At 64.7% G+C, this 21767-nt stretch carries 17 protein-coding genes; 6 read left to right on the top strand and 11 right to left on the bottom strand.

Annotated elements, in window-relative coordinates; genetic code table 11:
• Window positions 1–187: 187 nt before the first annotated feature.
• Window positions 188–1426 carry a glycosyltransferase family 4 protein gene (locus AC1ECK_RS30475; RefSeq protein ID WP_480325927.1) on the bottom strand — a complete coding sequence of 413 codons (1239 nt, stop codon included), beginning with the start codon at window positions 1424–1426 and terminating at the stop codon, window positions 188–190.
• A gap of 181 nt (window positions 1427–1607) precedes the next feature.
• Here AC1ECK_RS30475 and AC1ECK_RS30480 point away from each other — a divergent pair, with 181 nt between their 5' ends.
• Entirely contained in the window at window positions 1608–2801 is a 1194-nt protein-coding gene (locus AC1ECK_RS30480; RefSeq protein WP_480325929.1) for a glycosyltransferase family 4 protein, read from the top strand.
• A gap of 176 nt (window positions 2802–2977) precedes the next feature.
• The gene (locus AC1ECK_RS30485; protein WP_480325931.1) at window positions 2978–3397 is read left to right on the top strand and encodes a helix-turn-helix domain-containing protein; all 420 of its coding nucleotides are present in this window, start codon (window positions 2978–2980) and stop codon (window positions 3395–3397) included.
• Between the two features lie 114 nt (window positions 3398–3511).
• Here AC1ECK_RS30485 and AC1ECK_RS30490 read toward each other — a convergent pair whose 3' ends face one another.
• From AC1ECK_RS30490 to AC1ECK_RS30535, 10 genes are all read right to left on the bottom strand, one after another.
• Window positions 3512–5908 (bottom strand): polysaccharide biosynthesis tyrosine autokinase, encoded by a 2397-nt coding sequence (locus AC1ECK_RS30490; protein ID WP_480325933.1) that lies wholly within the window; start codon window positions 5906–5908, stop codon window positions 3512–3514.
• A gap of 26 nt (window positions 5909–5934) precedes the next feature.
• Complete coding sequence (locus AC1ECK_RS30495) at window positions 5935–7137, bottom strand: polysaccharide biosynthesis/export family protein (protein WP_480325935.1); 1203 nt, start codon at window positions 7135–7137, stop codon at window positions 5935–5937.
• A gap of 39 nt (window positions 7138–7176) precedes the next feature.
• Complete coding sequence (locus AC1ECK_RS30500) at window positions 7177–8142, bottom strand: glycosyltransferase family 2 protein (protein WP_480325937.1); 966 nt, start codon at window positions 8140–8142, stop codon at window positions 7177–7179.
• Window positions 8132–9517: an undecaprenyl-phosphate glucose phosphotransferase gene (locus tag AC1ECK_RS30505; protein WP_480325939.1), complete on the bottom strand. Its 1386-nt coding sequence runs from the start codon at window positions 9515–9517 to the stop codon at window positions 8132–8134. The genes AC1ECK_RS30500 and AC1ECK_RS30505 overlap by 11 nt, the downstream gene beginning before the upstream one ends.
• A gap of 28 nt (window positions 9518–9545) precedes the next feature.
• Entirely contained in the window at window positions 9546–10280 is a 735-nt protein-coding gene (locus AC1ECK_RS30510) for a Crp/Fnr family transcriptional regulator (protein ID WP_480325941.1), read from the bottom strand.
• A gap of 625 nt (window positions 10281–10905) precedes the next feature.
• Window positions 10906–13491: a glycosyl hydrolase 2 galactose-binding domain-containing protein gene (locus tag AC1ECK_RS30515; RefSeq protein WP_480325943.1), complete on the bottom strand. Its 2586-nt coding sequence runs from the start codon at window positions 13489–13491 to the stop codon at window positions 10906–10908.
• A 24-nt stretch (window positions 13492–13515) separates the two neighbouring features.
• Window positions 13516–14511, bottom strand: a complete 996-nt coding sequence (locus tag AC1ECK_RS30520) for a DUF1839 family protein (RefSeq protein WP_480326041.1) — start codon at window positions 14509–14511, stop codon at window positions 13516–13518.
• A 29-nt stretch (window positions 14512–14540) separates the two neighbouring features.
• The gene (locus AC1ECK_RS30525) at window positions 14541–15572 is read right to left on the bottom strand and encodes an amino acid--[acyl-carrier-protein] ligase (protein ID WP_480325945.1); all 1032 of its coding nucleotides are present in this window, start codon (window positions 15570–15572) and stop codon (window positions 14541–14543) included.
• A 1-nt stretch (window position 15573) separates the two neighbouring features.
• Window positions 15574–16848 carry an acyl-CoA dehydrogenase family protein gene (locus tag AC1ECK_RS30530; protein ID WP_480325947.1) on the bottom strand — a complete coding sequence of 425 codons (1275 nt, stop codon included), beginning with the start codon at window positions 16846–16848 and terminating at the stop codon, window positions 15574–15576.
• Window positions 16845–17096, bottom strand: a complete 252-nt coding sequence (locus AC1ECK_RS30535) for an acyl carrier protein (RefSeq protein ID WP_480325949.1) — start codon at window positions 17094–17096, stop codon at window positions 16845–16847. The genes AC1ECK_RS30530 and AC1ECK_RS30535 overlap by 4 nt, the downstream gene beginning before the upstream one ends.
• A 245-nt stretch (window positions 17097–17341) precedes the next feature.
• On the opposite strand from AC1ECK_RS30535, the gene AC1ECK_RS30540 reads away from it, so the two are divergent.
• From AC1ECK_RS30540 to AC1ECK_RS30555, 4 genes are read left to right on the top strand one after another with little or no spacing between them, the layout of a single operon-like run.
• Window positions 17342–17875, top strand: a complete 534-nt coding sequence (locus tag AC1ECK_RS30540) for a GNAT family N-acetyltransferase (protein WP_480325951.1) — start codon at window positions 17342–17344, stop codon at window positions 17873–17875.
• Entirely contained in the window at window positions 17875–19413 is a 1539-nt protein-coding gene (locus tag AC1ECK_RS30545; protein ID WP_480325953.1) for a hypothetical protein, read from the top strand. The genes AC1ECK_RS30540 and AC1ECK_RS30545 overlap by 1 nt, the downstream gene beginning before the upstream one ends.
• A gap of 14 nt (window positions 19414–19427) precedes the next feature.
• Window positions 19428–20606 (top strand): glycosyltransferase family 4 protein, encoded by a 1179-nt coding sequence (locus AC1ECK_RS30550; RefSeq protein WP_480326042.1) that lies wholly within the window; start codon window positions 19428–19430, stop codon window positions 20604–20606.
• Window positions 20603–21757: a glycosyltransferase family 4 protein gene (locus tag AC1ECK_RS30555; protein WP_480325955.1), complete on the top strand. Its 1155-nt coding sequence runs from the start codon at window positions 20603–20605 to the stop codon at window positions 21755–21757. Before AC1ECK_RS30550 ends, AC1ECK_RS30555 begins: the two co-directional genes overlap by 4 nt.
• Window positions 21758–21767: the final 10 nt, after the last annotated feature.

Below are 21767 nucleotides of genomic sequence, written 5' to 3' on the forward strand. Positions count from 1 at the left end.
TCATATTCTGTTCTATGTGTTGCCGAACCGGATGAGCGACGCGACGTGAGTCTGCGTGTCACCCGGGGCAATGGTCCAGTCTGACTCTATTACTTGCGCTGCCGCAGCACTGTACGTTCGCGCACGATGCACGATGGCCCCGGCGGCCTGTACAGCAACCGCCGCCTGTTTTTGCGCAACAGCGGAATCAGGATGCTTTCGTGCGGGCGATTGCACTCACCATCTGGGACAGATAGCCGTCGAGAGAGAAGTCGCGCTGCGCGTCGACGAAGGCTTGATCGGCAATGCGTCTGGCCAGTTCGGGCGCGGCGCGCAGCGTTTCGATCGCGTCGACGAACGCCGTTATGTCCCCCGGCTTGACCAGCCAGCCGTTCTTGCGATGCCGGAGGATTTCCGTGACGCCGCCGGCAGCCGCCGCGATCACGGGCCGCGCGGCGGCCATGCCCTCGATGATCACCCGGCCGAACGGCTCGGGTTCCGTCGACGTGTGCAGGATCACGTCCATCGCCTTCATCCATGTCGGCATGTCGTCGCGAAAGCCCGCGAAGTGAACCCGATCGGCGATACCGAGCTGCTGCACGAGATGCCGCAGACCTTGTGCATAGGCGTGTTCGCCGAACAGATCAGCACCGACCAGCACGAGGTGGACGTCCGGTAGCCGCGCTACCGCGGCGAGCGCGATATGCTGGCCCTTCCATGGAGCGAGGCGCCCGAACAGTCCGGCCAGCCACGCATGTTCCGGCAGGCCGAGGCTGCGTCGCAAGCCCGCCATGTCGTCCGCGTTGACCTTGCTGAATTCGCCGGCATCGATGCCGTTGTGGACGACGGGGATCTCGGCGGAGCGCATCCCGGTCAGCGCAATCAGAGAGTCTGCGGTTGCGCGCGAATTCGCCACGACCTGATCGACCGCATGCCGCACGAGCCATTTGACGATGCCGAGCTGGACGCTGCCGAAGTGATCGCGCGTCAGGATGTCGTGCAGATGCCAGATCACGGGCCTGCGGTGCAGCGGCTTGCCGAGTGCGCCGAGCACCAGCGCCTTTTGCGTGTTGAGGAACAGGACGTCGAAACGGCGCGCCTGCACGGCGATTGCACGCATCGAACGGATCACGCCAGGTAGCGCGCGCAACCAGTTCAGCCCGACTGCCTGCCGGTCGATGTCCGACACATGCGCATTGCTGATCACCTTGACCTGCACGCCGGCGGCCTCGAGCCGTGTGCGAAAGGGGCCATCGGAAAGCAACACCACCTCGCCCCGGGCGCGGCACGTCGCCGCCAGCGGCAGCAAGGAAAATTCGGCGCCTCCGAGCTGGCCGCTCTGGTCGACGAAGAGCACGGTAGGCGCAACGCCGGCTTCCGCTTCTGCGGATTCGGCCGGCTCTGACCGGGTGAGCGAAAACGGACGGGTGAGTTCGGTTGAGTTCATCGTCATGCGCGTAGGAGAGCGAAGTCAGTGGGCTGCACCGGACAACATGAACCGGCGCGCGGCGTGCACTCATTATTCGTGGACTGTCGCGCCGCCAGTGTGGTCGCGCGCACGCACGGCGAGTGATGCTCCACTTACACTGGTTTCGATGGCCATGGGCCGTTCTACAGGTGGCGATATCATGAAAGTGGCGATCGTGCACGACTGGCTGGTCGCACCGGGTGGGGCGGAAAAAGTGCTTGAGCAAATCATTCAGTGCTTTCCCGACGCCGATCTGTTCAGTCTCGTCGATTTTCTCGAGGACCGTGCGCCGGTTTGCAACAAGCCGGTGACGACCTCGTTCATTCAGCGCCTGCCGTTCGCCCGCAGCCGCTATCGCGCCTATCTGCCGCTGATGCCGCTTGCCATCGAGCAACTCGATCTGTCCACCTACGATCTGATCATCACGAGTTCATACGCAGTCGCCAAAGGCGTCCTGGTCGGCCCCGATCAGACGCATGTCAGCTATGTGCATTCGCCGATGCGCTACGCGTGGGACCTGCAGCATCAATATCTGCGTGAGGCGAAGCTCACGAGCGGGCCGCGTTCGTGGGCAGCACGCGTCTTGTTGCACTATTTGCGCGGCTGGGATTCGCGTTCCGCGAATGGGGTCGACCGGCTGATCGCCAATTCGCAGTTTGTCGCGCGCCGGATGATGAAAACGTACCGGCGTGACGCGGCGGTCATTCCGCCGCCTGTCGATGTTCACAAATTCGATGTGTGCACACAGAAGGACGACTTCTATCTGACTGCTTCGAGGCTCGTGCCTTACAAACGGATTGATCTGATCGTTGACGCCTTCACCGCGACGCCGCACCGCAAGCTGGTCGTGATCGGCGACGGTCCGGAAATGGCGGCGATCCGCACGAAAGCCGGGCCCAACGTGACGGTGCTCGGATATCAACCATTCGCAATCCTCAAAGACTACATGCAAAGAGCGCGGGCGTTCGTGTTCGCGGCCGAAGAGGATTTCGGCATTGTCGTGCTCGAAGCGCAGGCGTGCGGGACACCGGTCATCGCGTACGGTAAAGGCGGAGCGCTCGAAACGGTGGTGCCGATCGGCGAGTCGCGGCCCACCGGCGTGCATTTTTCGCAGCAATCGGTGGCGGCCGTGCAGGACGCGGTGGAGCGTTTCGAGCGGCAGCGCTTTCTGATCACGCCGACGGCGTGCCGGGCGAATGCCGAGCGATTTTCGGCCGCAACCTTCCGCCACGCATTCATGATCGAAGTCACCCGAACGGTTGCCGCCGCGGCCTCGTCGCGGCGTATCGAGCGCGTGGCGGAAGATCTTGCCTGGCCGGGAGACACGGCGCAGGGAAATATCTGGGGCCGCTGAGCATCGCTGAGCGTCGATCAGGCGGCCCATGACGTGAAATTCGCAAGCTGAGATGAGAGTCGGCAGTTGGCGAATGGTATGGCATCCACAAGCAGAGAAAACAGACAGCCGCGTCACGTGAGGAAGGAGATGACGCACGTGCAATGCGGCACTTGAACAAGGACGAATAGAAAGACATGAACGCCGATCGCCTTTCGGGAAAATTCCCCGCCCTCGCTGAAACCTGGGCTATGTTGCAGCACCAGATTTCCATCAAGCCGATTCGCAATGAGAACGACTATCAGAGCATGGTGGAACTGGCGAAGGAACTGTCATTGCTCCTGAACGGTGACGAGAGTCCACTTGCTGATCTGTGCGGAATTGTCAGGGATCTGGTCGAGGCCTGGGAAGCCCGGCACGTGTGTCTTCCCAAGGCGGAACCTCGGGAAGTGCTGCGCCATCTGCTGGAGACGCACGGTCTCAAGCAAAAGGATCTGGCCGACATCGCATCGCCGACTGTGGTGAGCGATATTCTGGCCGGGCGTCGCGCGATCAGCAAGAATGTCGCGAAGGCCCTCGCCGCCCGCTTTCACGCCGATGTGAGCGTATTTCTGTAGCGTCGTTGCACACGGACGCTGCCGTTGCCGCTACACGCCGGTAAAAAAAGCCAGTAAAAAAAATGCCGCGCCAGGGTGTCCTGGCGCGGCATTTTCGCTGGCTCGTCGGCTTCGCTAGTGGGGAGTCCTGTCTTTGAACTCTCCGCCCGCCGTGTACGTGTAAGCGTACGCGTAGTCATAGGTGCCGTAGCGGCCGCCGCTCTTCAACGGCACCGCATTCAGCACGCCGCCGATCACCCGCGCCCGTGCGCGGCGCAGCTTCTTGAGCGACTCCTTGATCGCGCCTTCGGTATGCGCGCCCGCCCGCATCACCAGCACCGTCGATCCAGCGGCATTGGCAATGATGGCCGCGTCGGCCACCGCGAGCAGCGGGGGGCTATCGACGATCACCAGATCGAACTGTTCCTGGAAACGCTGCAGGACTTCGCTAAAGCGTGACGATGTGAGTATCTCCGACGGGTTCGGCGGATAGGCGCCCGCGGCGATGAAATGCAAGCCTGCCACACCGGTCGAGCGGGCGGCGACGGCGAGGTCGACCTGACCGGTCAACAGTTCGGTAAGTCCGCCTTCGGGCGAGCGGCCCAGGTATTGAGCCAGGCGTCCGCGGCGCAGATCCGCGTCGATCAGCAGCACACGCTTGCCCGATTCCGCGATCAGGGCGGCCAGGTTCGCGCACAGGAAGCTTTTGCCGTCCGACGGCGCCGGGCTCGTAAAGGCAACGACGCGGTTCGGTGCGTCGATCAGGCCGAATTGCAGGGTCGCGCGCAAGCCCCGCAGTCCTTCGACGGAGGTGTCGAACGGGTGGGTCTTCGTCAGCAGGGTGCGCAACGGTGCTTTTCCGGATGGCACGATCGTCTGCGTTCCTGACGGGTGGCGGACCGGCGGGGGCGGGGCGGCATACGTCACGCGCGGACGTACGAGGCGGGCGAGCGCGCTGGGCAGCGGCAGCAGGCCAGCACGTCCTGCGGCCGCGTCCGGCAGCGCGTTCCGGTTGGCGCTGATCAGCCGGTCGGCGCGCGACTGTTCCAGGCTGAAGGGAATCGAGCTGAAGATGGGTAACTGGAAGCGCCGCTCGATAAACTCCGGATCGTCGATGCCGGTAAAGAAGGTGCGCCGGCAGAACGCGAACAGGATGCCGGCGATAACCCCGAGCACGATGCCCGCCGAGATGATCAGCGCCGATTTGGGCCGCACCGGCGCCGAGGGCAGCAGCGCCTCGTCGACAATGTGCACGTTGCTGATGGTGCCGGCGCGTGAAATCGACAGCTCCTGGGTCTTGTTCAGCAATGCCACGTAAATCTCTTCCGCAACCTTGGCATCGCGCTGGAGCGACATGGCTTCCCGTTCCGAGCCCGGCAGGGTTTTGAAACGGCCCTCGAAGTTCTCCTTTTCGCGCGACAGCGCGGCGAGTTGCGCGTCGACGGTTTGAATTTCGGGACTGTCGGCGGTAAAGCGTTGCAGCAGTTGCGCCCGCGCAATGCGCAGTGCGGCGATCTGCTTCTCGTACTCGAGGCCGCCCGAGAGATAGATGCCGGATTCCTGGGTCGGCTGGAAAGAGCCCACTTTCGCCTGATAGGCCGACAGCGCGGTTTCGGAGCGAAGCACTTCGGCACGCAGGCGCGGCAGCTCGCTGTTGAGGAACGACAGCATCCGGCTCGCTTCTTCCTGAGCGCGCTCGGTACGCTGTTTCAGATACGACGCCGCCACGGCATTGGTGATCGCGGTGATCGCGTGCGGATCGGTGCCCATGTACGAAAGCTGGACCACACCGGTTTCACGTCCTTTCTCGGCGACCTGCAGACCGGATGCGAGTCCGGCTACCGCGTCGAGCTGGTTGAGGCGCAGCACATAGAACTCGGTGCCGGGACGGGCGATCAGGGTGCTCACCCGCATCGTAATGCCGCTGCCGCTGGCCTGTACGCCGGCGACGCCTGTCAGCAATAACTGGCCAAACGGATCGCGCAGCTCGTAGCGCTGGTTGCCGAGTGCGTACAGGGTCAATTGCCTGCCTTCCAGGGAGGCGGGTACGCTGATCGAATCGAGTGCGAACTGTTCGCCGCCCCATGCGTAGGAATCGAGGCCGAATGCGGCGCCCAGCGGACGGCCCGGATGGGCAAAGAACGCCGAGAGCTTGCCGAGGACCGGCATCGTCTTCGGCCAGGCAGCGAAATTCAGCTTGAATTGCTCGACCACCGGTTCGACCACCGCCCGGCTCTTGATGATCTCGATTTCAGCGTCGGTGTGCATGGCGCCCGCCGACGGCACGAGCGAAGCCAGCGCCTGCGAGTTCGAGTTGCCGCCCGGCGGGGTCGATTCGACCTGGATCAACGCGTCGGCGGAATAGATCGGCGTGCTGATCTTCGTATAGACGACCGACGCGAGGATCACCGCGCCTGCGATGCCGATTACCCACCAGATCTGATCGAGGATCAGGCGCACCATGTCCCGCATCACGGCTTCGTCTTCGCTGCCCGGCGCAGGGGAGTGTTCCAGCATGTCATAGGTACTCATTTTTTGACTCCGTGCATGGCGCGTGCTTATTTGGAGAGTTGCCACGTATAGAACAGGGTTTGCAGCGTCGGTGTGATCTGTGCCAGCGCGCGGTTAAAGCGTGCGGTACTCGCAACCTGGACATACACGACGTCTTTGGGCTGCAATTCGAATTTGGTCATCAGCATCAGCGCGTCGACCTGCGTCATGTCCAGTTGATACACGTCGGGAGTCAGCGTCTTGTCCGCGCCGCGGATCACGTAAACGAAGTGCGGGTCGCCCGTGGCGATGTCGAGGCTGCCGGCGCCGGTCAACGCGTCGGCCAGCGTGAGCTTGCCGCGGTTCATCGGCAGCGAGGTCGGTCTCGCGACTTCGCCGAGCACGAAGACGCGGCTGTTCGAGCGGTCGGGCACGTCGATAATGTCGCCGTCTTCGAGCAGCACGTTCTGCTGCGGGTCGCCCGTCTCGAGCAGCGCGGCCACGTCCACCCGGTTGCGCTTGCCGTTGCGGGTCACGCCGACGTCCTGCAGATCGGCGTCGGGAAGCGCGCCGCCCGCCCGGTTGATCGCATCGAGCACGGACAGCGGCGCTTCGGTGATCGACTCCAGGGCCGGGTTGCGGACATTGCCGGTCACCTGAACGGACTGACTGTTGAAGCCGGCTACGCGGACGTCGAGCTGCGGGTTGCGGATCGTCTTCGCGAGCCGCACGGTGAGTTCCTGCTGGATCTGTTCCGCAGTTTGTCCGAGCACCGTCACCCGGCCGACGCGCGGGAAGTAAATGGTCCCGTCGTTGGCCACGCGCACCGTCAGGCCACCTTCGGAGCCTGCGCCTGCTGCCAGCGGCGTGCCACCCTGGGCTTGCTGCGAGGCGCCGCCCGAAGGCGCCTCGCTGTTGTTGCCGAGGGCCGGAATCGGGGGCACCTGGCTTGTCCCGCTGGACATTCCACCGGTCAGTTCGGGATGATCCCAGACGATCACCGTGAGCTGATCGTTGATGCCGACCTTATAGTGATATTCCTTACGCGCCTGCCGCGTCAGACACACCAACGGACACACCGCTGGAACGGCGGCGGCGCGTACCTTGCGGAAATAACCGACGTCGATCATTTGCACCGGATACGCTGGCGCGGTCTCCTGGGGTGGGGCGGGCGGCTGCAGCCGCTTCGAGTCCAGATAAGGTCCTGGCGCGAGAGAGCACGCGCATAGCGATGTAGCCGCAATCCCCACGGCGATAGTTTTGACGTTCATGTTAGTGGTCCCTCGCGTGATCGAACACGCCAATTGCCTTCAGCGCCCCGCCTCCTGCCAGGCCCCGCGCAGTGCGCGCAGCCCTACCCACCATTTGCGAAGTGCCAGTGCAACGCCATCGCTGCCGAACGCCAACGACAAGGCGCGGGCAAGCCCCGGATCCGCGCGATTGCCGATCAACGTCGAATAAGCGACGAACGCCCATCTGCCGACAGGCGACAGGTACTCGCACATGATGAGCCGGAGGTTGAATGACGCGTTGTAAAACGCCGCGTCGTTAAATGTGTGTCGTTGGTCTTCGTCACCGCGCTGCGCCGGATAGTGCTCGACCAGCAGCGATGGGTCGTAAATCAGGGGCCAGCCGCGGCGCTCGATGTGGAGACTGAACGCCATTTCGCAGTGCACCTGAGCACCGCTGCCCCGCAATCGCGAATCGAATCGCAAGGTGCCGATCGCTTCGCGGCGAAACGCCATGTTCACGCCCTTGAGCACCTGGACCTCGCGCGGCGCGCCATGTCCGATATGGTGATTGCCGATGGCGCGGCCGTACCAGCGCACCAGTCCTACGGCGGTTTGCTCGCCCTGCAGGATGGCGCCGCGCTCGTGCACGATGTCGCGTCCGCCGATGCCGCCGAGCGCGCGGTCGGCTTCGAACGCGAGCGCGATACGCCGGACCCAGTCCGCGTGCGGCGCCGCGTCGTCATCGGTAAAACAGACGATCTCGCCCGTCGCCGTTTCGATGCCGAGGTTGTAGGCAGCGACGACGCCAGGCACATGCGTCAGCGCCACGCGCCGGCGCGCGTCGGGGCGCGCGGCATCGAGCTGGCGCAGCCAGTCGAGTGTGACGTGATCGTCGTGGCGCGCAATCACGACAACCTCGTCGGCGTGCCGCTGCTGGGCGTCGAGCGCCGCAAGGCAACGCGCCAGATCGATGGTGCGTCTGTAGGTCGGCACGATCACGGACACTTTCACGAGCGTTTCCCAAGAGGCCTGTTCAATAAGCATTGCGGCCGACAAAACCTTTGAAGACCGTGGCCAGCACGATCCTCATGTCGAACCAGAACGACCAGTTCTGCAGATAGAACAGGTCGAATTTCACGCGTGTTTCCATCTTCTCGACTTTGGTTGTCGCGCCGCGATAACCGTTGACCTGAGCCCAACCGGTGATGCCGGGCTTGACCCGGTAGCGCGACATGTAGCCGTACACCAGATCCTTGTAGAGATCGTCGTGTTCGAGCGCGTGCGGCCGTGGCCCGACCACCGACATCTGCCCGAGCAGGACGTTGAAGAATTGCGGCAACTCGTCGAGGCTCGTGCGCCGCAGGAACGCGCCCAGCTTCGTAATGCGCGCATCGCCCTTGCAGGCCTGCGTGAGCTGGCCTTGCGCTTCGCGGTGCACGGTCATGGAGCGAAATTTGTAGATCGGGAACGGCCGGCCGTCGGCGCCTTTGCGCATCTGGGTAAAGAACACGGGACCCGGCGAGCTGAGCTTGACCGCGATGCCGAGCACGATGAACAACGGCGCCAGCACGATCAGCGCGGCGAGTGCGAACAGGCGGTCGAAAATCAGCTTCGGCCACATCTGCGGTGGCGAAACCGGCGTGGCGCTGAGGCTGATGGTCGGCAGCCCGACGACATCGACCATCGCATGGTTGAAGAGCGACAGGCTCCGCACATCGGGAATGAAGCGCAGATTCACGAAGTCGTCGCGAAAAGCGCGCGTGAAGCGATAGATCGTATGTTCTTCCGACAGCGGCAGCGCGAGCCATACTTCGTCGATGTGCTCGCTGCGCACGGTGGCCACGAAGGTGTCGAGATGGGTCAACACAGGTAGGTGGCCCATACGTACACGGGCGGAGCCCGGGGCTTCGGCGCCGGTATCGAATACGCAGACAGGCGTAAAGCCTGCCTGCGGCGCCTGCTCGAGATGCGCGAGCAGCATGCGTGCAAAGCCCGGGGCGCCGACCAGCGCCACGGTCCGGTGATTCAGGCCGCGTCGCCGTGCGGTGCGCAGGCACAGATGCACGATGCACTTGGTGGCGATGATCAGCGCGCCGGAGATCAAGGTCGAGTAGCCGAACCAGAGGCGCGAGACGGCATCCATCCGGTGCAGCGTAAAGACGAGTATGAGGCCCGCGGCGACCACCACCAGCCACGCCGCCGCCACGCGGGCGAGCATCGCCGGCAGCGATTTGCCGCGCCAGGTTTCGTACACGCCGAAGCCCGGGAAAAGCAGCAGCACGAGCACACAATTGAACGCGATCAGCAGGCGTTGCGTGTCGGTGAGCGCGATCGGCGTCGAAAAGCGCATCCAGTGGGCGAGCAGCGCGCCCGCAATCACGAAGATTGCGTCCAGGCAGCGCGCAGTATTCCTGAACATGATGTCTACCTTATCGTTTTGGGTTCCTTCAACTGACCGTTTCGACCTGGTGCAGGCGCGGCAGCAAGCGGTCGAATTCACGCTTCACGAGGCCGTAGCATTCGCAAGCGCGCGATTCGAGTCCCTTGCGATCGAGTACCTTGATATGGCCGCGGCTGTGGTGGATGAGCCCTTCGCTATGCAGCTTGCCCGCGGCTTCGGTGATGCCCTCGCGGCGCACCCCCAGCATGTCCGCGATCAGTTGCTGCGTGACGGTCAGCTCGTTGGAGGCAACGCGGTCCACTTCGATCAGCAGCCAGCGGCACAGTTGCTTGTTCAACGAATGATGACGGTTGCAGGCGGCCGTCTGCGCGACCTGGGTGAGCAGCGCGTGCATATAGAGCAGCATCAGGCGGCGCAGGAAATCGGAGCGGGCGAAGTGCTGCTTCAGCGATTGGGCGCTCATGCGATAGGCGAACCCGGCGCATTGCACCTGCAAGCGGTTCGGCATCGTTTCGCCGCCCGTCAGCACCGGTACTCCGGTCATGCCCTCGCGTCCGACCGCGGCGATTTCGACCGAGCCGCCGTCTTCCATCGTCGAGAGCATCGAGATGATCGCCGTGGTCGGAAAATAGACGTGATGGATGCGCTGTCCGGAATCGCATAACAACTGCTCGTTGCGCAAATGGACCAGTTCGAGGTGGGGAGCTAGCGCCTGCCACTCGTGCGACGGTAGAGCGCCCAGCAGGTGATTACCGTGCAGATCGGATTGAAGGGTCAACATGATCGGTCCTCGTGCGAAGCCGCGCGTTACGCGACTCCCTTGTTTTGATCCGGTCGCTGCATCCTTAGGAGAACTGCCGCCTGGCTAGCGGCGATGGATGGACAGTGCCGGCCCCGTATGGCCTCTCGCGCAGACGCGGTTGTTAATTTGTGTGCGCTCACGCTTTGTGCTGCGTCCTCTCTTTAGCGAGGAGCGTGCCAACTAAGGGAAAACGAGCCCTGGTGCGCCGCAACGAAGCGGCCGGTAGTGCGTCATGAGGCAAAACGTGAGATTTTGTTTCAATTTTGTACCAGGCCAACTTCCCGTCCGAACCTGTGTCCGGGGTTTTAAACCTCTTGTAACGTATTGATAATATGGAATTTTATTGGTTTTGAGTGGATTGCCACGGCCCTTGTTCAAGTGTGAGACACCCTTTGCCTGCGCGTTTGACCATGCCGTCCAAGATGTGTCGATTTTGATTCAGATGTGTCTTGCCTCTTGCGTGCGCTGACGTACGGACCGGTTTTTTGTTGGGATAAAACCAGCCGGTGGACTCTCTATAGCGAACGCATACCGGCCCATTGATACGGGCTATCGCAAGGCGCTATGCGCCTTGCGAAGCGACGGCAGATAGAAACGCGGGGAATCAGTTGTAGAAGACCGCACTGCTGGCATTGATCGCGCGCACTTCGCCGCTGGGCGCGCGTTGTGTTTCGTTCGCGTTAACCGCTATGCGGGCAGGCGTGGGTGACAGCGGAATCAATTTGACGATTCGCGCCCGGTTCGGTGCGAGATGAAACCAGTCGTGCGCTGCGCGGTAATGCGCGTCGACGATGTGGACGAAGCGCGCAAAACGTTGCGCCTCGATGACAAGCTGCCAGCCGTCGGCCGTCGCTTCGGGTGTGACCGTGAGGCCGAGATCGTGGCGTTCGTGCACGTGGCGCTGCGGCAGATGAAACGCTTCAGCGTGGATCTGCCCGCTTGCCGCGTCGCGTAACGTGGCGATCGTGACGTCGTGGGCACGCGGGCCGAACCGGTAGGCGTGGGTGAAATCGAAAAACTGGCCCAGGCAATCGGCCGCGTTGAGCGTCTGGGTGTGCCGCGGTGCAAGCTCGACGGCGCGACTGGCGGCCGCGACCTTGACGGCGCCGTCGCGCAGGCAGACGAGTTCGAGTTGCAGTGAGAGGCGTTGCGCGCTCTCGTTGATCAGGTGCAGGTCGAGCCCGTTCAAACCCTCGTCCGTGATGACGAGCTGCGCCGGCTGCAGCGTTTGCGCAAGCGCATGCCATGCGCTCTTCGGCCGTCCGAGTGCGTCGACGAGGCCCCAGCCGGCACCGGGCCGCAGATCCTGAAACTGCCAGACCAGCGCGCCGCCGCACGACGAGCCGCCGCGGCGCCATTCGGCGAACACCTCGCTCATCACCTCGGCGACGACCGCGCGCGACAGATCGAGGTAGCGCTGCGGGTCCTCGTAACGCAGGCGCGCAGGATCGACGCCATACAAGGTCTGAAGATAGTGGTCGCGCACGTCGTCGAAGTCCCAGCCCGCGCCGGGGTCGCGCGGCACGGCGGCCTTCCAGCGTGGATCGTGGACGTTGAGGGTGCCGAGCGCCTCGTGCAGGGTGGCCTCGTCCGGCACATTGGCGAAGGCGAGGCACTCGGCTGCAAAGCGCACCTCGGCGCGCCGTACGTCCTCCAGAGGGCGCTGATAGGCGCCTACCCCGTAATAGTGGGTGACGCCGCTGCGCGTGGCGAACGGCAGGGTGCCGCCGGACGGCGAGTGGGCCACATAGGGCACGTCGGGCCGCTCGCGCTGGACGATGCCGGGCAACTGTTCCGTAAAAAGCGGTTGCGTGCGCATCGAAGGCGGCAGGCCGAACATCGCCGCTTGCTGATCGATTTCGCTGCCGCCGCAGAGCACCGCGAGCGACGCAAAGCGGCGCGTGCGGGCGAGGAACTGGCTGGCCTCCGTGGCCACGGAGGCTGTGAACGCGTCGTCGGTCGGGTAGTCGAAATTCGCAAAGGCGAAATCCTGCCAGATGAGCACGCCGTAACGGTCCGCGAGCGCGTAGAAGGCATCCGATTCGTACACCATCGTGCCACCGACGCGCAGCATGTTCATGCCCGCCGCAATGGCCAGTTCGAATGCCGCGGCAAGCTGGTCCGTGGTGCCGGTGAGGGTCGCGAGGTCGGCGCTGGTCCAGCAGGCCCCACGGCAGAACACCGGCATGCCGTTGATGCGCAGCGAGAAGCCTGCACCGTCGGCGCCGTGATCCACTTCGAGTACGCGAAAGCCGACACTGCCGAGCGCATGAGCGGGAGCGCTCTCGCTGCGCAGTTGCAGCGAGAGCGCGTGCAAGGTCGGCGCGCCATGCGTGTGCGGCCACCATAGCTCGACTTGCGGCACCCGCAGGCTGCCGGTCAGCGTGTGGGCATCGAGCCACTGCAGCGGCGCACGGGTGCCGCCACCATTGAGCCAGGCGGGTGGCGCATCGTCATGCGGATGGACGAAGCGCAGGGTCAGGGACACCACACCGTCGCCGTGCTCGACGCGGGTCTGCAGATCGACCGTATCGAACGCATCGGCGGTGTCCGCCAGCAGTTCGACCGGCCGCCACGGGCCCACGGCTTGCAACGGCGGGCACCAGCCCGGCATGTGGCCGAGCAGCGTGGTGCGCACGTTGCGCAAGGTGGCGGGCGAGACGAGGCGTGGCCGCCAGCGGGCCCGCGTGCGGCGCGCCGCGAGCGCCGGCGTCAACGAACGGAAGCAAAGCGCGAGCGTGGCGCTGCCGGCGAGCGTGATATCGAGGTCGTGCGAGACGAACATCGAGTCCGATTCGAGCAGCTTGCGGCCGTCGAGCCAGACTTCGGCGAGGGTCGCAAGGCCGTGCAGGCGCAGGCGCTGCGGGCCGTGGCCGCACAGCGTCACGCGATACCAGTGATCGTCGAACGCGAGCGCCGCCGGCTGGCCGGCGTCAAGCCGGCCGGCGGCCCGCAGGGCGCCCGCCACCGTGCCCGGCACCTGGGCGGCCAGCCAGCCTTCGGCCGGTAACGCGGCCGGTGATGTGCAGGCACCGGCTGCGGTGCTCAGGCATTCCCAGCCATACTCGAGCCGGCGTGGCCACACGTCCTGCGCAACGCTCTCGCAGGGCGTGTCAGGCGCCGGCTGAGCAACTGGCGCCGGCGCTGCACTCAGCGCGAGTTCAGGCAGATCGGGAGGCACGGCTCGCACGGCAACTCCTCGCGCGCGGCCGCGTCATAGCGCAAGTCCGGCGAGCGGCGGCAACGTCTTCTCATAAGCGCTTTCCAGCACGTCGAAGCAGTCGTCGCACAGATCGCGGCGCTTGCGCGTAATGGCCCGCACGAGCCGAAACTGCATCACCATGGCCTCCGAGGCAATGGTTTGCGCGGCGCCCGGAATCGAAGCGGGAATGTCGAAGCCCTGCGTCGTCAGCCACAACAGATACTTCGAGAGGAACTCGAAGTTGGCGCCGAGTTGCCGCATCAGATTGAACGAGTACGGATGAAAGAAGGCTTCGCCTCGCTCGAGCAGCATCTCCAGATGCGCCGGGAAGGCTGCCCGCCATTGCGAGAGCGGATTGTGCAACGGCCTGCGCCGCAGATGCTCGCACAGCAGTTCGGCGGACGCTTCCGCGAGCGCCATGCCTTCCAGCGCCGGGCGCGCCTGCTTGGCGAACTCCACGTACGGAAACAGCAGGTCCGGTTGCTGCGCGAACTGAGGCAGCTTGCGGAACACGCCGTCGTAATCCTCGCCGTCGAGGACGTGGTAGCCGGTGTTGTGGAAATAGCCGAGACGGCGCGCCGCCGGATCGATGAAGTCGATGCCGACGGTCGTCTTCGGATGTTCGCGGCGGTACGAGGTGGCCCGCGTGTTCGGCAGATAGTAGCCGTCCACCTCGACCAGCACGGTATGGCCGCGCAGCGTCTGGGCCAGCACGCGATCTTCGAGCGAGTCGTAGATCGCCAGCTCCTGGACCTGGGTGCCGTAGAGCCGGTCGAGATCCTCGAGCGGAAACTTGAAGAAGGTGAACTGATCGCCCTCGAAGTCCTGCGTCACCGTGAAGCCGAACGCGGCGCGCGGATCCAGCCCGAAGCCATGCAGCAGTTCGATCCACAGATCGACATAGCAATTGGTCTCCTGCCAGACCCTGTCGCCCTGATGCAGCAGGTGGGAGTCGTGCTTGCGCAGCGGGGCAGGGCCGCTGGAGGGCGAGTGGCAGGCGCCAGGCATACCGCTCAGGAGGCTCGAGGTCAATGGAGTCATGCGCTGTCTCTCCCCAGTGCGTGGGCGATGCGCGCCTTCGTATCGCCCCACAATACGGCGCGCACCTGGTCGGGCCAGCTGTTGACGTCGAAACCGTGGTGGCGGAAGAGGGCCAGCGTAATCCGCTCCATGCCGAAGCCGACGCACCCCGTGTGCGCGACCGAACCGTCTTCGCAGGCAATTTTCCAGATCGCTCCGAAGTGATCCATGTGGTAGTTGAACGACAGGCAAGCGGTCTTGCCGTCGGGGTTGGCCACCGGAATCAGCAGTTCGAACTTGAGCGCCTGGGCCCGCTGGCTATCGGCGACGATCTTGCCGCCGCGTCCGAAGAACGGATCGTTGGCGAGATCCACCTCGACCGGCAGGTTCAGCAGCGTGACCAGCGCCGAGCCGCGTTCGATCCACATCTGGCGGAACGCCATCACCTGTTCGGCCGTGCCGAGCCGCACATATTCGCGCTGGCGGAACATCTGCATGCGCGCCGGATCGAGCGAGGGCTCGTGGCGGAAGCAATACGACAGCACGTCGATGGTGCGCCCTTCGCCCGGCAGCGGCCCGCGCCGAGCCATCACCGGATAGATCGGATAGCACGCCGCCGGCGTGAGCACGAGGCGCGTGGGCTTTTGCTGCGCCATCCATTCTTCGCTGCGCGCGTCGTCGCTTTCCGCCATGGCGTCGTCGAGGGCGCGCAGCAGGCGCTGATGGCCCATGTCGTTGCCGCAGAACGAATGGATCGTGCCCGCCAGGTTCGGAAAGCTCTTCAGATATTCGCTGTCCTCGAAGTCGGTGCGCCGCATCGCCGGCGGAAAGCGCAGCACTTCCGGCTGCTGGTCCGCGCCAAGGTGCGTGATGGCCACATTCAGCCGCTCCACGACGTCTTCGAAGACCTGGCTGCGGCCATACAGGCCGTTTTCACCGGTATCGATCAGGATGCCATGCGCGAGCAGTTCATCGCGAAAGCCGGCGGCGCCCGCGCCGGGCTCGGCGGTGGCGGCGGCAAGCGCAGCGGTATCGGTCATCGTGTTCATCTCAGGCCCTTCCCGGTGTGGCCGGACGCTGCGCGAGCAGCAGGCTGGCGGTGTTCTGCGCGATCCGGTCGTTATTGATCATCAGCGGCGCCGAATGCAGGTCCCGCAGGTGGCGCCCGACGCTGTATTCCGTGCCGTTCTTGTAGCCCGCCATGCCGCAGATCATCAGCACTTCCTGCACCACCTGCAGCGCGGTGCTGGAGATGCTGGTTTTCAGGGTGTTCATGTCGGAGGCGAAGCCGAGCATGGCGGCGAGCGGCGCATCGGCCTGGCAGGCGCCATGTTTCGCCTGATGGGCAAGACGCGCGGTTTCGAGCGCGACGGACAGACGCGCCTGCATCATCTGCAGCAACCCGACTGCCTCGGCGAGGCGCAACCCGGCCGGTGGAATCGAGCCCGGCTTCGAGCGCGCCTGGGTGCGGAAGAAGGCTTTGGCGCGATTGACCGCGTCGCTGGCGATGCCGGTCCATACCGACGCCCACAGCGTGTGCGAGACCGGCAACATGGTCTGGTCGGCGATATCGGCGAAGGGGGTTGGCAGGATCTGTTCGGCGAGACCCGTGGCGACCAGCCGGAAGCCTTCGCTGCAGGTGCCGCGCATGCCCATCGAATCCCAGCCGCCGCGTTTTTCCAGTAGTGTCTCGTCGCGCAGCGCGACGATCAGCACCTGATCGGCCGCGGCGGATTCCGCGGTGCGGCGGGCGGTGACCAGAATGCCGTCGGCGTGCGCGCCGTAGGAGATGGTCGGCGCGAGTTTTTCGATGCGCAAACGTTCTCCCTCGAGTTCGACCGAACAGGCGCTGGTGCGCATGTTGCCGCCGATGGTTTCCTCGGAGGTGGCTGAAGCCAGCAGCCATTGATGTTCGACCAGCTTGCCGAGCAGCGCGCGATGCCACGCCGAGCCGCTGCCGTGTTCCTCGATGCAGGCCACCTGGATCTGGTGCATCGCATACACCATCGCCGTCGATGCGCAGCCGTGCGCCAGAATTTCGCAGATCGCGCCGATTTCGGCGAGCGACAGGCCGGCGCCGCCGAACTCGGTGGGCACCATGGCCGAGAGCAGCCGCTCGCGTCGCAACGCGTCGAATGCTTCAGTGGGGAAGCGCGCATCGCGGTCGACCGCATCCGCGTATTGTGCGGCGATGACAGCGGCGCGCTGCGCGGCTGCGCGCCAGCCTGGCTCGGGGTCGACCGCGGCGAGCTGGGCAGGCGCCGAAGCCTCCATGTCCCGCACGCTGTCGGGCGTGACCGCGTCATGCAGCAGGGGCGCGTTCATGCTGGCGCCTTCGCCTGTTGCAATTCGGTAACCGCCGCGGCCAGCGAATCGATGCTCGAAAAGAGCCGGCGCGTGAGCATGCGGTCCGGAATCTCAATGCCGAATTCGTCTTCGATGGCGAGCATCAGATGTACGGTCGCCAGCGACGACAGACCCGCTGCATAGAGGTCCGCGTCGTCTGCGAGGGTATCGGGCGGCACGTCGAGACGGGCCGATTCGGAAAGAATGCGTCGTAATGCTGTTTTCATTGAGAACCGCCTCCTCGCGGATTATTTCTTGAACCCCTGAGCCCCGTTACGTTGTTGCTGCCATTGCCTTTGCACGAGCCTGGCGGGCGAACCCCGCTCTGCCTGAACGTATTAGACGAATTGCGATGCACCGTCGTCAGTGCGATGCCGCACGGAAATACAAGGGATGCGGACGGTAACGTGTGGTCATGGCAGCGGGCAAACCCGGATGGACCTTGCCCGCCAAATGAACGCTGGGAGTTCTGATGAACTGGAAAACGCTGGAATTCGAGCAACTGACGGCGCGCGAGATGTACCTGATCCTGCGGGCACGCAGTGCGGTGTTTATCGTCGAACAGTCGCATGTCTATCTCGACGCCGACGGACGCGACGAAGCGGCATTGCACGTCTTTGCGGTCGAAGACATGTCGCGGCCCATGCCGATCCAGGCCTACGCACGGATGCAGCCGGGCGATGCCGAAGATCCGGAGGTGGTGCTCGACAAGGTGCTGACGAGCCCGGCGCGGCGCGGCGACGGCACGGCCGGGATGCTGATCGAGCGGGTGCTGCAGGCAAGCCTGGAGCGCTGGCCGGGAAGGGCCGTGCGGGTAGCGGCGCCGCTCGAACTACGCGGCTTCTATGAGCAGTTTGGTTTTCGCAAGACCGAGGGGCCGTTTCTCGAACACGGGGTGCCGTTTATCGGCTTGACGCGTCCGCCCTATGGCAGCAAGCCATTGGCCGGCAGCCAGCGCCGGGAACGCAACGGCCTTGCACTCGTCAATACGTTCGAATTGCTGTGATGACGAGTGCGCTCACTACGATGTTTCGCGCCACGCGGCTATCGCGGGATGAGCCGCCGGCGCCGCCCGTCGGGCGCCCGGCCGCAAGCGCTGAGGCTGCCGGCAGGCGCACGCGGGGCGCCACCTTGCGGCGGCCCACGCTGCCGCCGCTCGCGTTGTTCGCCGTGACGCTCCTGCTGGTGCTGGTGCACCAGGGGCGTCTGATCGAAATTTTCTATCCGCTCGGGTCGTTTCTGATTGCGCTCTGGTACTTCCGGCGCTCGCCCGCCCATTACCTGGGCTTTATCTGCTGGCTGTTTTTCCTGTCTCCCGAGGTCCGGCGCCTGGCGGACTTCGTCAACGGCTCGTTCAATCCGAAAAGCCCGGTGATGGTGGCGCCTTTGCTGGCGGTGGCGCTGTCGGGATTCGCGCTGTTCACGAATTTCCGCGCACTGGGCCAGCGCAGGGCGGTGCCGCTCGTGCTGATCGTACTCGCGCTGTTCTATTCGTTCGTGGTCGGCATGGCGCAAGTCGGGCCTGCCGCCGCGGCCTTCACCCTCGTCAACTGGCTGTTTCCCGTGCTGGTGGCGTTTCAACTGGTCGTGACGTGGCGGGAATATCCGGCTTATCACCGGGTCTTGCTCAAGACCTTTGTCTATGGCGGCTTTCTCATGGGCGTGTATGGCGTGATCCAGTATCTATCGCCGCCGCCGTGGGACGCATTCTGGCTGATCGCCTCGCAGATGGAATCCGAAGGGCATCCCGTGCCGTTCGGGATGCGCGTGAGCAGCACGATGAATTCTTCCGGCCCGTTCGCGGTGACGATCATGTCGCTGTTGCTGATGTCGCTCGCCACGCGGGCGAAGATGCGCGTCGCGACGGGTCTGGTGGCGATCCCGGCACTGATGTTTACCGCGGTGCGCAGTGCGTGGGGTGGTCTGGTGATCGGCCTCGTTTATCCGCTGGCGATGCTGGATGGCCGCAGCCGGCTAAGGCTGATCGGTGGCGTGCTGGCCTTCGGGATGCTGTGTGCGCCGCTGGCGATGGTCGACCAGATTTCAGAAAACTTCATGCAGCGGTTCGACACCATCCAGAACATCAGCCAGGACAACAGTTATCAGGTACGCGCCGAGTTCTACAAGCAATTCATGTCCGTGGCGTTGACGGACATCGCCGGACAAGGTCTCGGCACGACCGGCCAGGGGACCAAGCTGTCGGCCGACGATACGACGCAACTGGCCGTCGTATTCGACAGCGGGCTGATGGAAGTGCCCTACGTGATGGGGTGGCCGGGCACGCTGCTGTACACGACGGGCATCGCGATGCTGCTTTGGCGGGCCTGGCGCGCGAGCCGCCTGCGCAGCAAGGATCGCTTCGCGATTTCAGGTGTGGGCGTGGCGCTCGCCATGTTCGCCACGATGGTATTCGTCAATACTTTGATCGGACTGCCTGGTATGTTCTTTTTCGTCGGTGTAACGATGCCGGTTATCGCCCTGCGCTATTCGCGCGAGGGCCGCATCGCGGTGCCGCGCACAGCCGCGCGGCGCGAGGAGCCGTGATGGGCGGCAAGGTATTGCGCATCCTGATCGTGACGCACGTCGTCACGAAGAACGACGGCCAGGGTCGCGTCAACTACGAGATTGCCCGCGCGGCGCTCGCGGCGGGGCATGAAGTGACGCTGCTCGCGTCACAGGCCGCGCCGGAGCTGGCCGGCCATCCGCGAGCCCGCTTCGAAATGATCGGGGTGAGCCGCTTGCCGACGCGTCTGCTCAAATATCAGGTGTTCGCCTGGCGCAGCGGCGCGTGGATCCGCGCGCATCGCGAAGCGTTCGATGTGATTCATGTGAACGGGTTCATCGCATGGGCCCGCGCCGACGTGAATGCGGTGCACTTCGTCCACGACGGCTGGTATCGCTGCGGCTTCTATCCATTTCGCTTTTTCGGCGGTCCGTACCACGCCTATCAGGTCATCTACACGCGGCTCAATACGTGGTGCGAGAGGTGGGCTTTGCGCCGCGCCGAGGTCGTCGTGCCGGTGTCGGAGAAAGTCGGCGCCGAGGTGCGCGCGCTCGGCATCGACGCCGCGAGGCTGCAGGTGATCCACAACGGGGTCGATATCGACGAGTTTTCGCCCGGCGAGTCGCAGCGCGAGCGTTTCGGCCTGCCGCAGGCGCCGTTCATGCTGCTTTTCGCCGGCGATCTGCGCGTGTCGCGCAAGAACCTCGATACGGTGCTGCACGCGCTCGCAGCAACGCCTGAACATGTGCATCTGGTGGTCGCCGGGATTCTGCGTAACAGCCCGTATCCCGCGTTGGCCGAATCGCTCGGCCTGGCGCAGCGCGTGCATTTCACCGATCTGGTCAAGGACATGCCCGCACTGATGCGTTCGGTCGACGCTTTCGTCTTTCCGTCGCGCTATGAAGCGATGAGTCTGGTCCTGCTCGAAGCGCTGGCGGCGGCTCTGCCGGTCGTTACGGTGCGTACGGCCGGCGGCGCGGAAGTGATCGACGGCGACTGCGGCGTCGTGCTCGAACAGCCTGACGACGCCGACGCTCTGGCGGAGGCGATCATGCGCCTCGCCGCCGATCCCGCTCATGCGCGACAGATGGGGCAGGCCGCGCGTGAGCTCGCTGGAAATTTCGGCTGGCAGACAATGGCAAGCCGCTATTTGTCGCTTTACGAACGGCTCGCCGCAAGGCGTGCGCTCAGCACTGCTGCCGCGACGCGTGCAGTGGTCTCGGCGGAATCATGAGCACACCGATCGATTCGCTGCAGATCGGCATGCACTGGTTCGACGAACGGCCCGGTGGCCTCGATCGCATGTTCATGGCGCTGATCGAGTCCCTCCCGGCGCAGGGCGTGAGCGTGCGCGGCCTGGTGGCGGGCACGCCTCGCGTGCTCGACGCCTCCGGCGGGCGGGTCCAGCCGTTCGCCGAAGCGCATGCGGGGCTCGGCTCGCGCCTTTGGCAAGTGCGCGTGCAGTCCGGCAAGCTCAGGCGTGCCCGTGTGCCGGACGTGGTCGCCACGCATTTCGCGCTCTACGCGGCGCCCACCGTCGGGGTCTTTCGCGGTGTGCCCCGGGTCGTCCATTTTCACGGCCCCTGGGCCTCCGAGTCGGGCGCGGAAGGGCGTGGCCGGTTCTCGCGCGCCACGCGTCATCTGCTCGAACGCATGGTCTATCGCGGCGGCACGCGGCACATTGTGCTCTCGCATGCCTTTGGGCGCATTCTGCGAACCGCATATGGGGTGCGCGAGGAAAACATCCGCGTGGTGCCGGGCTGCGTCGACGTGGACCGCTTCGATATCGGGGTGACCCGCCGTCAGGCACGCCAGCGCCTCGGCTTGCCGTTGGACCGGCCGTTGCTGTTCTGCGTGCGGCGCCTCGTGACGCGCATGGGTCTGGAGGACCTGATCGATGCGATGTTCCTCGTCAAGCAGGCCGTGCCGGACGCATTGCTGACGATCGCCGGCAAGGGGCCGCTCGAGCCGCAGTTGCAGGCCCGCATCGCCGCGCGCGGACTCGAGTCCCATGTGCGTCTTGCCGGGTTCGTGCCCGACGCCGATTTACCGCTCTGGTATGCCTCGGCGGACGTGACGGTGGTGCCGAGCGTGGCGCTCGAAGGCTTCGGGCTCACGACGATCGAATCGCTCGCCGCCGGCACACCGGTGCTGGTGACGCCGGTGGGCGGCTTGCCGGAGGCAGTCGCGCCGCTTTCGCCCGATCTGGTGGTGTCGTCCACCGGATACGACGCGCTGGGCAGCGGCATCGCGGACGCCCTGCTGGGCACGCGCGTGTTGCCGGGGCCGCAGGCCTGCCGCAACTACGCGCGTCAGCATTTCGCGCAACCTGTCGTAGCGGCACAGGTCGCACGCGTCTATCGCGAAGCGATAGACGCGTACTGACGGCACTGCG

Source organism: Paraburkholderia sp. SSBN10T (genome assembly GCF_056619545.1).

Bases quoted from the DNA above. Each gene is read 5' to 3' on its own strand.
- AC1ECK_RS30500 (WP_480325937.1), bottom strand. From the start codon at position 8,142: ATGCTTATTGAACAGGCCTCTTGGGAAACGCTCGTGAAAGTGTCCGTG.
- AC1ECK_RS30545 (WP_480325953.1), top strand. From the start codon at position 17,875: ATGACGAGTGCGCTCACTACGATGTTTCGCGCCACGCGGCTATCGCGG.
- AC1ECK_RS30555 (WP_480325955.1), top strand. From the start codon at position 20,603: ATGAGCACACCGATCGATTCGCTGCAGATCGGCATGCACTGGTTCGAC.
- AC1ECK_RS30505 (WP_480325939.1), bottom strand. From the start codon at position 9,517: ATGTTCAGGAATACTGCGCGCTGCCTGGACGCAATCTTCGTGATTGCG.
- AC1ECK_RS30485 (WP_480325931.1), top strand. From the start codon at position 2,978: ATGAACGCCGATCGCCTTTCGGGAAAATTCCCCGCCCTCGCTGAAACC.
- AC1ECK_RS30475 (WP_480325927.1), bottom strand. From the start codon at position 1,426: ATGAACTCAACCGAACTCACCCGTCCGTTTTCGCTCACCCGGTCAGAG.
- AC1ECK_RS30535 (WP_480325949.1), bottom strand. From the start codon at position 17,096: ATGAAAACAGCATTACGACGCATTCTTTCCGAATCGGCCCGTCTCGAC.
- AC1ECK_RS30495 (WP_480325935.1), bottom strand. From the start codon at position 7,137: ATGAACGTCAAAACTATCGCCGTGGGGATTGCGGCTACATCGCTATGC.
- AC1ECK_RS30525 (WP_480325945.1), bottom strand. From the start codon at position 15,572: ATGAACACGATGACCGATACCGCTGCGCTTGCCGCCGCCACCGCCGAG.
- AC1ECK_RS30520 (WP_480326041.1), bottom strand. From the start codon at position 14,511: ATGCCTGGCGCCTGCCACTCGCCCTCCAGCGGCCCTGCCCCGCTGCGC.
- AC1ECK_RS30540 (WP_480325951.1), top strand. From the start codon at position 17,342: ATGAACTGGAAAACGCTGGAATTCGAGCAACTGACGGCGCGCGAGATG.
- AC1ECK_RS30530 (WP_480325947.1), bottom strand. From the start codon at position 16,848: ATGAACGCGCCCCTGCTGCATGACGCGGTCACGCCCGACAGCGTGCGG.
- AC1ECK_RS30490 (WP_480325933.1), bottom strand. From the start codon at position 5,908: ATGAGTACCTATGACATGCTGGAACACTCCCCTGCGCCGGGCAGCGAA.
- AC1ECK_RS30480 (WP_480325929.1), top strand. From the start codon at position 1,608: ATGAAAGTGGCGATCGTGCACGACTGGCTGGTCGCACCGGGTGGGGCG.
- AC1ECK_RS30510 (WP_480325941.1), bottom strand. From the start codon at position 10,280: ATGTTGACCCTTCAATCCGATCTGCACGGTAATCACCTGCTGGGCGCT.